We start from the raw sequence: 13757 nt of genomic DNA on the forward strand, positions 1-13757 counted from the left end.
CTCCGGCCGGCACATGCCCCGCATGGGCTAACTTTGGACCTTCACAGGCCCGACCCGGGGTGGGGAGAGAAACATTTTGGAAGCGATCCTGCTGGTCGGGGGGCAGGGGACGCGGCTGCGCCCCGTCACGGTCAACACTCCGAAGCCGATGGTGCGCGCCGCCGGGGTGCCGTTCCTCGCCCACCAGATAGCCCGCGCCGCCGCCGCGGGGGTCACCCACATCGTGATGGCGACCTGCTACCTCGCCGAGGTCTTCGAGCCGTACTTCGGTGACGGGTCCGACTTCGGCGTCAGCCTGGAGTACGTCGTCGAGGAGGAGCCCCTCGGGACCGGCGGGGCCATCCGCAACGCCGCCCGGCGGCTGACCGGAGGCCCGGACTCCTCCGTGCTGGTCTTCAACGGCGACATCCTCACCGGCCTCGACATCGCCGGCCTCGTCGACGCCCACCGGGCGGCCGAGGCGGACGTCACCCTGCACCTGGTGCAGGTCGAGGACCCGCGGGCGTTCGGGCTGGTGCCCACCGACTCCGAGGGGCGGGTGCTGGCGTTCACGGAGAAGCCGCAGACCCCCGAGGAGATCATCACCGACCAGATCAACGCCGGCTGCTACGTCTTCAAGCGCAGCGTCATCGACTCGATCCCGGGCGACCGGCCGGTCTCCGTCGAGCGCGAGACGTTCCCCGGCCTGCTCGCCGCCGGCGCGGTCCTGCACGGCGTCACCGAGAACACGTACTGGCTCGACCTGGGCAAGCCCGAGTCGTTCGTCCAGGCCTCCGCGGACCTCGTCCGCGGGGTCGTGGCCTCCCCGGCCGTGCCCGGGCCGCGCGGCGAGTCCCTGGTGCTGCCCGGGGCCCGCGTCGCACCGGACGCCAAGCTGTCCGGCGGCACCGTCGTCGGTGCCGGGGCGAGCGTCGGGGCGGGTGCCGTCGTGACCGGGTCCATCCTCCTCGACGGCGCCGTCATCGAGCCCGACGCGCAGGTCACCGCCAGCCTCATCGGCGACGGCGCGACCGTCGGCGCGCGGACCGTGGTCGACGCCGCCGTCGTCGGCGACGGTGCGGTCGTCGGCGCGGACAACGAACTGCGCGCCGGCGCGCGCGTGTGGTGCCGGGCCGAGCTGCCGCCGAAGGCGCTGCGGTTCTCCCCCGACAGCTGAGCCCGCACGGGCGTACGGCGACGGCCCCCGCTCCGGCCTTCGGGCATCGGAGCGGGGGCCGTCGTACGCCGCGGCGTCAGTTGGCCGTGACGGTGACCTTCTCGTCGTTCTGGATCTGCTTGACGATCTGCTGGAGCTTCGCCTTGTCCCACAGCAGGTTGCCGCCCCGCTCGCCGGCGATCGGCATGTTCATCGAGGTGCCGCTGCCGCCCGTGACGCCCTTCATCGCGAAGAACATCTCGCCCATGTCGAACAGCGACATGTCCTCGTCCACGATCAGCGTGTCCAGGCCGGCGCCGAGCACCGGGTACAGCTTGAACGGGTTGAGGAGCGTGCCGGGCGTCGCCGCCTGGTTGGCGAGCGTCGCGAGGAACTTCTGCTGGTTCTTCGTACGGGCCAGGTCGGACTCGGCGAAGGCGTAGCGGGTGCGGACGAAGGCGAGGGCCTGCTCGCCGTTGAGGGTCTGTTCGCCGGCCTTGAAGTCGGCGCCGGACTTCTCGTCCTTGAAGGCCTTCTCGATGTTCATGTCCACGCCGCCGAGCGCGTCCACGATGTTCGCGAACCCCGCGAAGCCGATCTCGGCGTAGTGGTCGATGCGCAGGCCCGTGTTGTGCTCGACGGTGCGGACGAGGAGCTCCGGGCCGTCCTCGGCGTACGCCGCGTTGAGCTTGGTGCGCCTGCCCTGCGCAGGGAACTTCTTGCCGGACTGGGAGCCGACGAAGGAGGGGATCTCCACGTCGGAGTCGCGCGGCAGCGAGATCATGGTGGTCCCGCCGGAGCAGGCCGCCAGGATCATCATGGAGTCGGTGCGCTTGCCGTCGGCGGAGCCCGTGTGGAGCTTCTTCTTGTCCTCCTCGGTCAGCCCCTCGCGGCTGTCGGAGCCCACGATCAGGTAGGTGGTGCAGTCGTCGTCCTTGGGGCGCTCGATGACCTTGGAGAGGTCCACCTCGCGGCGCACCTTGGAGTCGGCCCACACGTACGTGCCGATGGCCGTGACGAGGAGGACGGAGACCAGGGCGATGGAGCCGACCTTGATGCGCCGGCCCCAGTCGGGCGCGGCCGCCGGGCGCCCGGGGCCGCCCGGACCGCCGCCCGCGGGGCCGCCCGGGCCGCCGGGGCGCTGCGGGGCGCGCTGGGGCGTGCCGTAGACCTGGCCGGTGTTGTAGCCGCTGTCGTAGCTGTCGGCCGCGTGGCCGGCGCCCTGCTGCGGCGGCACCTGCGGGGCGGGCCGGCGCCCGGGCCGCGGCGGGACCGGCGGCTGCGGCGGTCGCTGGGGCTGCTGCGGCAGGCCCGGCTGCCGGCGCTGGACGTGGGGCATCCGCCGGGCGCCTTCCGGCTGCGCCTGCGCGCTGCCGTGCCCGTATCCGTCGTCGCGGCGGTCCCCGCGCCCTTCTGGCCACTCGTTCATGCGGCATAGGATGCCCGGTCCGGGGAGCCGGGCGACAGACCGGGTCGGGCTTCGTACCGGTGCTGTTGCACAGCTGTGGCATCCGCGACGGCTTTAAGGTGTCGGTATGACACACATACCGGGCGCGAATGCGGGCGACCTGCAGGGGAAGCCCACCTCGGCTTCGCGGACCACGCTCAGCCACATCATGACCGCCAACGACACCAACCTCCTGGGCACCGTCCACGGCGGCGTGATCATGAAGCTGGTCGACGACGCGGCGGGCGCCGTCGCCGGCCGCCACTCGGGCGGCGCGGCCGTGACCGCGTCGATGGACGAGATGGCCTTCCTGGCCCCGGTCCGCGTGGGCGACCTGGTGCACGTCAAGGCGCAGTGCAACTGGACGGGCCGCTCGTCGATGGAGATCGGCGTACGGGTTCTGGCGGAGCGGTGGAACGAGTCCACGCCGGCGACGCAGGTCGGCAGCGCGTACCTGGTGTTCACGGCGGTCGACGAGGAGGGCAAGCCGCGCACGGTGCCGCCGGTGCTCCCCGAGACCGACCAGGACAGGCGCCGCTACCAGGAGGCGCAGATCCGCCGCACGCACCGGCTGGCGCGCCGCCGGGCGATCATGGCGCTGCGCGAGGAGCGCGCGGCGCAGGGCTTCGACGAGGACTGAGCCAGGCCGGGCCACCGGACTAGGTGCACACCACCTGGTCGCCGGTGACCGTGCCGAAGGGGCCGCGCTGCGGCTCCTCCGGGCGTACGGGCACCACCTTGCGGTAGTCCGCTCCGGCGATCACCCGGACGGTGCGGCCCTGGCCCGGCACCGCGCGGAGTTCGCTGCCGGGCAGGGCGGTCGCGACGGTGCGCGCGGAGCGGTCCCAGCGGGGGTCGTACGCGATCACCGTGCGCTTGTGGTCGCGGCGGGCCGCGTTCCCGGGGGCCCCGGTGGTGTCGAAGCCGGTGGCGCGCAGGGCGGCGTCCACACGGCCGCCGAGGCCGCTGGTGCGGGTGCCGTTCTCGACGCGGACGCGGACCTGCTTCGGGGGCACGTCCACCGGGACGGGGGCGGGCTGCCGCGGCCCGGTCCGGGCCGGTGCGGCCGGGGCGAGCGGGCGGTCCTCGCGGAGGGCGGCGAACAGCTCGGCGGCCTTCGCCGCGTCCCATTTGACGGTGGAGCCGATGCCCTTCACGGGGAACGACGGGTCGCCGACGGGCACGGAGGCGAACTCGGAGGAGGCCGGGGTGAAGTCCCGCATGGCCTGGCCGAGGGCCAGCATCTGCTCGGAGCCGAAGCCCGGGTCGGCGCGGACGGAGCCCAGGAGGGTGGAACTGACCTCCTTGAACTTGACGGGGTTCAGCAGGACCCCGCTGGAGGTGGCCTGCTCGACCAGGGCGGCGAGGAAGCGCTGCTGGCGCTGCATCCGGCCGAGGTCGGCGGCGCCGTCGACGTGCCGGGAGCGGACGTACTGCAGGGCCTGGCCGCCGCCCAGCCGGTGGCTGCCGGGCGCCAGGTCGAGGCCGGTGTTGCGATCGCGCAGCGGCTTGGCGGTGCAGATCTCGACGCCGCCCATCGCGTCGACGGTCTTCATGAAGCTGGTGAAGTCGACCTCCAGGTAGTGGTCGATCTTGACGCGGGTCATCTGCTCGACGGTGCGCACGGTCAGCTGCGGGCCGCCCTCGGCGTAGGCGGCGTTGAGCTTCACCGGGTGGGGGCCGTGGGTGCGGCCGCTGGACTCGTCGCGGTGGGCGGGCAGCTCGGCGTAGCTGTCGCGGGGGAGGCTGACGACGCTGGCGCGCTGCCGGTCGGCCGAGAGGTGGACGAGCATGACGGTGTCGGTGCAGCGGCAGGGGGCGCCGCCGAGGCGGTAGCGGCGCTTGTCGGCGGGGGTGGTGCTGTCGCGGCCGTCGGTGCCGACGAGCAGGAAGTTCAGGCCGTGCCCGGCGGCGGGCCGGTTCTTCATGTCCCGGAACGGGTCGACCCGCTGGATGCCGGTGTCCAGGCCGGTCATCACCGCGTGCCCGACGGCGCCGGAGCCGAGGACCGCCACCGCGAGTCCGCCCGCCAGCCGTACGCCCCACCGGGGCCGGCCGTTCCCGCGCCGGGCCGCGGCCCCGGCCGGTGCCCCGCCGCGCCGCGCGCGCTGCGGCTCGCGGGGCCGGGCGGGTCGGGGTGGGCGGTGTGGCTGGGGCACGGGGGAACACCTCCGCGGGATCTGCAGCGGCCGTCAGGGAAGAATCCACACACATCGGTCAGATCGTCAGAACAGTAGGCCCGTACGATCAGCGCCGGTCCCCACCGATCAGGCGGCGCGCACCCGTTTCCCCCGTACGCGGTAACGTGACACCGATACCCGACCTTGAAGGACCACATGCCCGCCCAGCAGCCCGCAGTCTCGGTGATCATGCCGGTGCTCAACGAGGAGCGCCACCTGCGCAACTCCGTCCGCCACATCCTCGGACAGGAGTACGCCGGTGAGATGGAGGTGGTGATCGCGCTGGGGCCGTCCACGGACCGCACCGACGAGATCGCCGCCGAGCTCGTACGCGAGGACCCTCGCGTCGTCACCGTCCCGAACCCCTCCGGCCGCACCCCGGCCGCCCTCAACGCCGCCATCAAGGCGTCGCGCCACCCGATCGTGGTACGCGTCGACGGCCACGGCATGCTCTCGCCGGACTACATCGCGACGGCCGTCCGCCTCCTGGAGGAGACCGGCGCGCAGAACGTCGGCGGCATCATGCACGCCGAGGGCGAGAACGCCTGGGAGGAGGCCGTCGCCGCGGCGATGACCTCCCGGCTCGGTGTCGGCAACGCGGCCTTCCACACCGGCGGCGAGGCCGGCCCGGCGGAGACCGTCTACCTGGGCGTGTTCCGGCGGGAGGCCCTGGAGCGGGCCGGCGGCTACAACGAGGAGTTCATCCGCGCCCAGGACTGGGAGCTGAACTACCGCATCCGCGAGGCGGGCGGCCTGATCTGGTTCTCGCCCGAGCTGAAGGTGCAGTACCGGCCGCGGCCGTCGGTGCGGGCGCTGGCCAAGCAGTACAAGGACTACGGCCGCTGGCGGCACGTCGTCGCCCGGTACCACGCCGGCTCGATCAACATGCGCTACCTCGCACCGCCGACCGCGGTCTGCGCCATCGCGGCGAGCATCGTCGCCGGCGCGGCGATCACCCCCTGGGCGTTCGCCGTCCCCGCCGGCTACCTGGCGGGCATCACGCTCGGGTCGATCCCGGCGGGCCGGGGGCTCTCCCCGAAGGCGCGGGTGCAGATCCCGGTGGCCATCGCCACCATGCACATGTCGTGGGGCTTCGGCTTCCTGAGCAGCCCGCGCTCGCTGGCCGACAAGGTCATCGCGAGCCGCAGGCCGGCGCCGCAGGCAGACCCGTCGGCGGCCGCCTGAGAGCCGTCCCGGACGCAGAAGGGGCGAGGGCCCGGGCCCGGCGGTTCGAAGACCGCGGGCGCCGGGCCCTTTTCGTGCCGTGCCGCGCGGGGTGTGCCGCGCGGGTCGCCGCCGCCGGTGCCTACCAGGTGAAGCCCGGCTGGATCGCCATGCACTCCTTGTCGTTGCCGCCGTTGAGCGGGCGCGAGGAGTCCGGCGCCTTGGTGGGGGCCGGCGGGGGCGGGGTCGGCGCGCTGCCGGTCCGCCAGTCCCTCCCGACGAACAGGACGATCCCGGTGACGTCGTCCGTCTTCTGCACGGCCGAGGCCGGCAGGCCCAGCGCGGTCGCCACGGCCGCGGCGTCGCCCGCCTGGTCCGGGCTGGAGAAGCGGACCACCGTCGTGTCCTCGGACCCGGTCAGGGTGTCCGCGACGGCCCGGGTGAACCCCTTGCCGGCCAGTACGGCCGCGACCTCGCCGGCCCGGCCCTTGACCCGGCCCTGCGCCCCGTCCCTGCCGCCGGTGGCGTTGCGGACCGACACGGGGATCCGCGCGGGCGGCGCGGCCGGGTCGGCCGTCGGCAGGGACGGGGCCGGCGAGGCGGGGGTGGCGGGGGTCGCGGGCGCGCCGGAGGCGCCGGCGGACGGCACGGCCCCGGGGGCGGGGGGCTGCTCGGGGCCCTTGCCGTCGAGCGGGATGTCCTCGCGGATCATTCGGAACAGGTCCTCCGCCTCGCCCGGCTTGGGCTCGACGCGGGCCGAGTCCGACGGGCTCGGGATCCACGGCATCGTCGTCATGGTGATGCGGGACGGGTCGACCCTCTTGAACTCCATGCTCAGGTCGTACAGCTTGTCGATCTTGTTGAGGCCGGGGTCCACCACCATCGCCTTGATGGCGGCCTGGGCCAGGCTGTTGAGCTTGACGGGGTTGCTCAGCTTGGCGTTCCGGCGGAACTCGCGGGCCAGGGAGTTCATGTACATGTGCTGGGCGTGGGCGCGGCCTATGTCGCTGCCGTCCTCGAAGCCGTAGCGGGTCCGCAGCCACTGCAGGGCGACCTCGCCCTGGATGACGTTCTCGCCCTTGGGGAGCTTCAGTCCCGAGCCCTTGCCGTCCCGGGTGAGGGAGTGGACGTTCTCCTGGACGCAGACCGGGACGCCGCCGATGGCGTCCGCCATCGTCACCACGCCCTTGAAGTCGATCATCATGAAGTGGTCGATCGGGATCCTGGTCAGATCCTGCCAGGCGGCGACCGTGCATCCGGGGCCGCCGCGGCTGAGGGACTGGTTGGTCTGGACGAGGCCCCGGCTCGCCGGGTGCACCTTGCCGTTCGGCTCGGTGCACTTGGGCATCTTCAGCAGCGTGTCGCGCGGCATCGACACCACCGACATGTTGCTGCGGTCCGCCGACAGGTGCAGCAGCATCTGCACGTCCGCGAGCGGCGGCCCGTCGAAGGTGTCCTTGGCGCCGCCGAGGGCCTTGTTCTCCTCGCCGTCGCGGGCGTCGGAGCCGATCAGGAGGATGTTCAGGGGGGTCTGCCCGAAGGCGTTGGGCCTGGAGCCGCCCAGCTTGTTCTCGCCCAGGTTGAGCGCGTCCGTCTGGATGCTGCCGTTGAGGTGGCGGTAGTAGAGGTACCCGGCCGCCGCCGTCGCGAGTATGAGGAAGGCCAGCACCGAGGCCGTCCAGCGCAGTATCCGGCGCTTGCCGCGCCGGGGGGCGGGGCCCGCCCCGGCAGCGGCCGTGGACCTTGCCGCGGGGTCCGCGCCCGGGCGCGGTGCGGGGACGCCGCCGCGGGCGGCTGGTCCGCCGTCGGCCGTGTCGCCGTCCGGCCGGGCGGGCGCCCCCTCCCCGCGCACGCTGTTGCTCCTCACACGTCCCCCCTAGAGATCACGTCATGTCGTCCTGGTGCGCCCGCCGGACCGGCGCAGATCGTTTGCCGGCCGGCCGCCCGTCGGTGGGCGGCCGGCCGGTCCGTACGGCTACTTGGCGCAGATCGCCTTGTCCGCCTCGACGCGCTGGATGTTCTCCGGCGCCTTCTGCGGAGCCGTCATGGAGACCCCCGCCCCCTTGAAGTCCGCGCCGAGCGTCAGCTTCATCGGAGTCCTGGGCGCCGCGTCGGCCGTGCCCATCTTCAGCGCCGAGGCGGGCAGCCCCATCATGTCCGCGAGGGCGCGGGCCTGGTCGGCCTGGTTCGGGGCGTACTCCAGCTGGGTGGCGTCCAGCTTGGCCGGCGCGTTGCCGAGGTTGCTGGACCGCGAGACGCCCTTGGTGTTCTGCAGCCAGCCGATGGTGGCCGAGGCGGCGCCCGCCGGGCCGCCCCCGTTGAGGACGTCCACGCGTACGTCCTTCGCCTGCGCGCGCGGGCCCTGGAGCAGGGCGTCCTGCCTGGCCTTCGCCTCGGCGTCGGCGGCGTCCTTCGCCGCCTGCTCCTTCTCCTCGACCTCGGTGAGGGACACGTCCCCCCGGATCATCTCCAGCAGCGGGTCGGCCTGTGCGTGGTCGACGACCACCGTCGCCTTGACCTTCTCCGCCGGGTTGTCGCGCACCGGGAGGGTGGCGAAGGTGACGTTCTTGAGGTTCATGTCCTTCAACTCACCGGCGAGGTTGGTGAGTTTCTCGATCGACCCGATGCCCGAGTCCACCGTCAGCGACTTCGTGGCCGCCTCGGCGAGGGAGAAGAACTTCTTCGGACTGGTCAGCGTCTCCTTGGACTTCATCTCGCGCAGCATCGAACTCAGGAACTGCTGCTGCGTCTTGATGCGGTCCAGGTCGCTCTCGTTGCCGAAGGCGTGCCGGGTGCGGACGAACGCCAGCGCGTCCTCGCCCTGCAGGCGGTGCTCGCCGGGGCCCAGCTTCAGCTTCGAGTCCTCGTCGTCGACGGCCTTCTCCAGGCAGACGGGCACGCCGCCGACGGCGGTGCTGAGCACCTTCACCGCGTTGAAGTCGACCATCATGAAGTGGTCGACGGTGATCCCGGTGAGCTCCTTGACCGTGCGCATCGTGCAGCCCGGGTCGCGGCCCTCCTGGCCGAGGCTCGTGTTGAAGCGGTCCCCCTTGCGGCCGGGGATCGTCTTCGTGGTGCCGTCCGGCTGCTTCGTCGGGCAGGCCGGGATGTTCGTGATCAGGTCACGCGGGATCGACAGCGCGGTGGCGTTGGTGCGGTCCTTCGAGACGTGGAACAGGATCGTCGTGTCGGCGTGCCCGGGGCTGCCCGCGTCGCCGTACCCCTCGTTGCCGGAGCCGGAGCGCTTGTCGGTGCCGATCACGAGGATGTTGATCGGCTGGTCCTTCTTGAAGCCGCCCGTGCCCGCGTCGCCGACGTCGGTGACCTTCAGGTTGCCGTTGAGGTGGTTGTAGTAGAGGTACGCGCCGAGCGAGCCGCCCACCAGCAGGAACGCCAGCGTGCCGCCCGTCACCACCAGGGCCCGCTTGCGGCGCGGACCGGAACCGCCCTTCCGCGGGCGGCCGCCGCGCCGGCCCGGCGGGGCCTCGCCGCGGCGCGGACCGGGCACCACGGGGGTGGGGGAGCCGGTGCCGGGCGCCTTCGAGGGGCTTCCGCCGCCGGGAGTCCTGGCGGGGGCTCCGGCCGACTCGGAGGTCGTTCCGGCCGCCCGCGACGTGCGCCCGGCGGGCGGCGCGGGGGATGCCGCCTCCGAGCGGGACCGCGACGGTCTGCGGGGCGGAGTCACCGCCGGCGACGGACCTTGCGGACCGGAGTGGTCCAGTCGCAGTTCGTAGTTGCCGGTGCGGGGGTTCAGCACCCACTGGTCGGCGGGGTCGATCTCGTCCGCCCGCCCACGGCTCTGCGCATCCACGGTTGCTTGAATCCTCCGTCGGTGCCTCGCGACACGCCTCCCCCAAGGCGCCCGGTCAACGATCCGGCTGCTGGTGCACGGCCTCTTCGCTGGCCAGGGCACCGGATCGCTCACCTTATCCGCCCCGGTCCGCTCCAAACCATGGTGGTGACAAATTCCACTCACCTTAAAACGGGGCAAAATACTCATGGCTTGCGGTTCGGACACCGGCTTTTGGGATTGCTTTACCGGCAGTCGGTCATCCCGGCAGTGGTGCCCGTGAACGTGGGGACGGGTGTCGCGCTGGTGTCGGTTCCCGAGGTGGGGGCGGGGGTGGGCGGCCGCATCGTGCTGCCGGTGCCGCGCTCGTCCGGCCCCGTCGACGGGGCCACCGCGAGCGGCTGGTCCGTCCGCAGCCGCTGGAAGAGCCGGCCCGCGTCGGGCTGCACCAGTTCGTCCCGGTTGGGGTCCGCGGCGTACGGACGGCGCGGCACCGTCAGGAAGTTCACCTGGTCGGTCGGCACGCTCCGCAGCGCGCGCGCCAGTTCGTACAGCCCGCGCAGCGACGCCAGCCCCGGGTCGGTGGTGACCGAGGACGTCGCCGCGTCCAGCAGCGGGTACAGCCTCCGCGGGTTCAGCAGCACCCCGTTGCTCTGCACCTTGTCGACCATCGAGGCCAGGAAATGCTGCTGACGCTCCATCCGCTCCGTGTCACTGCCGTCGCCCAGGCTGTACCGGGCGCGGACGAAGCCCAGGGCCTGCTCCCCGCGCAGGGTCTGCCGGCCCGCCGGGAGCCGCAGCCGCGCCCCGGGGTCGTTCACCGGCTGCTTCAGGCAGACCTCCACGCCGCCGATCACGTCGACCATCCGCTTGAACCCGTCGAAGTCCATCACCATGTGGTGGTCGATCCGGATCCCGGTCAGCTTCTCCGCCGTACGGATCGTGCAGGCGGCCCCGCCCCGCTGGTACGCCCAGTTGAACTGCGCGAACTGCTCGGCGCTGCGGCTCCCGCCCGGCCCCAGGCAGCTCGGGATGTCCACCATCAGGTCGCGGGGGATCGACACCGCCGTCGCGCTGCGGCGGTCGGCGGGCAGGTGCAGGAGGATGACGGTGTCCGAGCGCTGCGTTCCCTTGTCCCTGCCGTACGAGGCGTTGCCGCTGCCCGCGCGCGAGTCCGCGCCGATGAGGAGGATGTTGCGGGAGCCGCTCGATCCGGGCGGCGGGCGCTCCCGCTCGTAGCGCTCCAGTTCGGCCGCCGCGGAGGTGTCCGCGGTGATGTTCGCGTTGAGCTTGCGGTACAGCCACCAGCCCGTGCCCGCCCCGAGCAGCACCAGCAGGGCCAGGCCGAGCCCGATCCAGCGCAGCAGCCGGCGCCGGCGGCGGCGCGGGGACTCCGGGGAGCCGCCTGCCGCTTCCGGCTGCCTGCCAGGTATGCCTGCGCTGGATGTCACTCGCGTTCCGTCCCCTCGCCGGTCCGGCATGGGGTCGCACGTGTACGACCTGGACCGATCCTGCCCCCGGGCGTGTGTGGCGGCCCGGGGGCAGGGGGCTGTCTAGGGCTGAACGGGTGAAAAGTGCGGCGGGTCTGCCGGGCGGCCCGGGTCGGGGCGGGGGCGCGGGCGGGTGCCCCGGTGCGGCGGCTGCGGCGGTCCTTACTGCGCCGTGTGCGTCACCCGCTCCGCTTCCGTGCGCTTCGCCAGGCCCTCCGCGTCCAGCTGGTCCAGGTGCCGGCACAGCACCACCGACCCGCCCGCGGCCAGCGCCGCGTACAGTCCGGCCGAGAGGCCCTTCCAGGTGTCGTAGCCGAGCCCGGACAGCAGCCGGGATCCCGGTCCCAGGCCCAGCCCGGCCGCGTCCGCCCGGGCCCGCTCGACGACCTCGGTGTGGCTGAGCTCCTCGCCGCCGACCGACAGCCCCGGCCCGTCCGGGTCGACGGGGGCGAACGGGGCGAACCGGTCGCCCTGGGAGGGGACCTCCACCGCGTAGTCCGCGAACCCGGCCGGAGGCTGCGGGAACCGGCCGCCCAGCGGCCGCAGCGCGAGCGCGACGCGCTCGCCCGAGCACGCCGAGGCCGCCTCCAGGGTGTCCGGCCCGCTGACGACCACGTCCGCGCCGGCCGGGTCCCCGCCGACCTCGGCGACGACCCCGACCGAGGCACAGGCGAGCAGCCAGACGGCGCTCTGCCAGTGCGCGGGGAGCAGGAGGGCGAGCCGGTCGCCCGGGCCGGCGGCCAGGTCGCCCTGGAGCAGGTTGGCGGTCTTGGCCACCCAATTGGCGAAGGTGGCGACGGACAATTCGACGCGCTCGCCCGTGGCGTCGTCGTAGAAGGTGACGAGAGGGCGGCCCGGATCGGCGGCGAGCGCGGATCGCAGCAGGTCGGCAGGGGTGCGGTCAGTGGCGTTCACCCGGCCCAGCGTACGCGGGGCACTCCCCCGTACGGCGGCGCGCGGCTCATCCGTACGGGGGAGCGGGCCGGGCGGCGTCAGCAGACGGACCGTCAGTTCTCCGATGGCGGACCCCGGGGAGAGTGCCCAGCATCGCTTGCATGCGTGGATTCCTGTCTTCAGCGGTCGGTGTCGCGGCCGCCGCCGCACTTGCCCTGCCGCTCGCCCTGTCCGTGCCGGCTGCCGCCGCCTCCGGCTCGGGCGCCGCCGCCTCCGGTTCCGCCGCCTCCGGTCTCGGGGCGGTGCCTCCCGCCGCCCCCGCCGGTTCCACCCAGTCGCTGCCCCTTGCCCCCCTGAGGGCGTCCTCCGACCGGTCGGCCGTGCCTCCCGCCGCCGGCCTGCCCGAGGCGCGGGGCCTCGCCGCGCGGGAGGTCGAGCGGTTCTCGCTGGTCGGTGTCGTCTGGGACGACGCCGACGCCGAACTCAACGGCCGCGTCCAGGTCCGTACCCGGTCCGTCGACACCGCGCTCTGGTCCGACTGGCAGGACGTCGAGACCCACAACGGCGCGCACGCCCCCGACCCCGACACCGCCGAACGCGGCACCGGGCCCGCCCGCGGCGCCACCGCCCCGCTGTGGGTGGGGGAGTCGGATGCCATCGAGGTGCGCGTCGAGGCAGAACGCCCCACGGTGCGCGCACTGCCCGCGCGGCTCCCGTCCGGCCTGCGGATCGAGCTGATCGACCCCGGAGTGCCGCCCGCGGGCGCCGCCGACGGGAAGAACGGCGCCGGCACGGGCGGACTGCCCGGCGACGACGACAAGGGGCCCGTGCTGGTGCCCGGCATGACCATGGAGATGGCGGAAGCCTCCTCCGTGAACGTCCCGCTGGCCCCTCTCGGCGCCACGGAGATCGGCGCCCTCGGCAAGGCCGACTCGACCGCCGACGCCGTCCTGACCGGCGAGGCCCGGCCCGGCGCGGCGGCCGCGCCCTATATCGGGCCGCGCCCGAGGATCATCACCCGGCTGGGGTGGGGGGCGGACGAGAAGCTGAGGGAGAAGGCGTTCGTCTACACGAGCACCGTCAAGGCCGCCTTCGTCCACCACACGGCGTCCGGGAACAACTACGCCTGCAAGGACGCGCCGGCCGTCATCCGCAGCATGTACCGCTACCACGTCGTCAGCAGCGGGTGGCGGGACATCGGCTACAACTTCCTCGTCGACAAGTGCGGCACCGTGTACGAGGGCCGTGCGGGCGGGGTCGCCCGGGCGGTGCTCGGCGCGCACACCATGGGCTTCAACACCGACAGCATGGGCATCGCGGTCATCGGCACCTTCACGGGGACGAACCCGCCGGCGCCCGCGGTGAAGTCCGTGGCGGCGCTCACGGCCTGGAAGCTGGGGCTGTTCAACCGGGACCCGCGCTCGACGACGACGCTGAAGTCCGGGGGCGGGAACCGCTACCCCAAGGGCAGCAGCGTGAAGCTGAAGGTGATCTCCGGGCACCGCGACGGCTTCGCGACCGAGTGCCCAGGCAAGCTGCTGTACGGGCAGCTGCCCACCACCCGGACGGCATCGGCGAAGCTCCAGGGGAGGTGAGGAGGCGGTTCCGCGGGGCGGCCGGGGCCCCGCCCTCCCGCTCCGGCTGCCCCGCTCCGGGC

General features: G+C 73.4%; 10 protein-coding genes. 4 read left to right on the forward strand and 6 right to left on the reverse strand.

Annotated elements, in window-relative coordinates; all coding sequences use genetic code 11:
- Positions 1-73 precede the first annotated feature (73 nt).
- Entirely contained in the window at positions 74-1156 is a 1083-nt protein-coding gene (gene manB / locus MUK52_RS19430; protein ID WP_114057800.1) for a mannose-1-phosphate guanylyltransferase, read from the forward strand.
- Between the two features lie 76 nt (positions 1157-1232).
- Here manB and MUK52_RS19435 read toward each other — a convergent pair whose 3' ends face one another.
- Complete coding sequence (locus tag MUK52_RS19435; RefSeq protein WP_114057799.1) at positions 1233-2564, reverse strand: LCP family protein; 1332 nt, start codon at positions 2562-2564, stop codon at positions 1233-1235.
- Between the two features lie 106 nt (positions 2565-2670).
- Here MUK52_RS19435 and MUK52_RS19440 point away from each other — a divergent pair, with 106 nt between their 5' ends.
- A complete protein-coding gene (locus MUK52_RS19440) occupies positions 2671-3222 on the forward strand; it encodes an acyl-CoA thioesterase (RefSeq protein ID WP_114057798.1) in 552 nt (183 codons plus the stop codon).
- A gap of 19 nt (positions 3223-3241) precedes the next feature.
- Here the strand turns inward: MUK52_RS19440 and MUK52_RS19445 are convergent, their stop codons facing one another.
- Positions 3242-4741 carry an LCP family protein gene (locus MUK52_RS19445; protein ID WP_472913811.1) on the reverse strand — a complete coding sequence of 500 codons (1500 nt, stop codon included), beginning with the start codon at positions 4739-4741 and terminating at the stop codon, positions 3242-3244.
- 177 nt (positions 4742-4918) lie between these two features.
- Between MUK52_RS19445 and MUK52_RS19450 the strand changes: the two genes are divergently transcribed.
- Positions 4919-5947, forward strand: a complete 1029-nt coding sequence (locus MUK52_RS19450) for a glycosyltransferase family 2 protein (RefSeq protein ID WP_114057796.1) — start codon at positions 4919-4921, stop codon at positions 5945-5947.
- Between the two features lie 121 nt (positions 5948-6068).
- Here MUK52_RS19450 and MUK52_RS19455 read toward each other — a convergent pair whose 3' ends face one another.
- The 4 genes from MUK52_RS19455 to MUK52_RS19470 all read right to left on the reverse strand — a co-directional run bounded on the left by MUK52_RS19455 (position 6069) and on the right by MUK52_RS19470 (position 12121).
- The gene (locus MUK52_RS19455; protein WP_246042710.1) at positions 6069-7793 is read right to left on the reverse strand and encodes an LCP family protein; all 1725 of its coding nucleotides are present in this window, start codon (positions 7791-7793) and stop codon (positions 6069-6071) included.
- 108 nt (positions 7794-7901) lie between these two features.
- Positions 7902-9737 (reverse strand): LCP family protein, encoded by a 1836-nt coding sequence (locus tag MUK52_RS19460; protein ID WP_284578593.1) that lies wholly within the window; start codon positions 9735-9737, stop codon positions 7902-7904.
- A 224-nt stretch (positions 9738-9961) separates the two neighbouring features.
- A complete protein-coding gene (locus MUK52_RS19465) occupies positions 9962-11167 on the reverse strand; it encodes an LCP family protein (protein ID WP_246042709.1) in 1206 nt (401 codons plus the stop codon).
- A gap of 201 nt (positions 11168-11368) precedes the next feature.
- On the reverse strand, positions 11369-12121 hold the full coding sequence (locus tag MUK52_RS19470) for a TIGR03089 family protein (RefSeq protein ID WP_114057792.1): 753 nt from the start codon (positions 12119-12121) through the stop codon (positions 11369-11371).
- Positions 12122-12261: 140 nt separating this feature from the next.
- Here MUK52_RS19470 and MUK52_RS19475 point away from each other — a divergent pair, with 140 nt between their 5' ends.
- The gene (locus tag MUK52_RS19475) at positions 12262-13695 is read left to right on the forward strand and encodes a peptidoglycan recognition protein family protein (RefSeq protein WP_284578596.1); all 1434 of its coding nucleotides are present in this window, start codon (positions 12262-12264) and stop codon (positions 13693-13695) included.
- Positions 13696-13757: the final 62 nt, after the last annotated feature.

It is taken from the genome of Streptomyces sp. 2P-4, assembly GCF_030167965.1.
In the GTDB taxonomy this organism is placed as follows: domain Bacteria; phylum Actinomycetota; class Actinomycetes; order Streptomycetales; family Streptomycetaceae; genus Streptomyces; species Streptomyces globosus_A.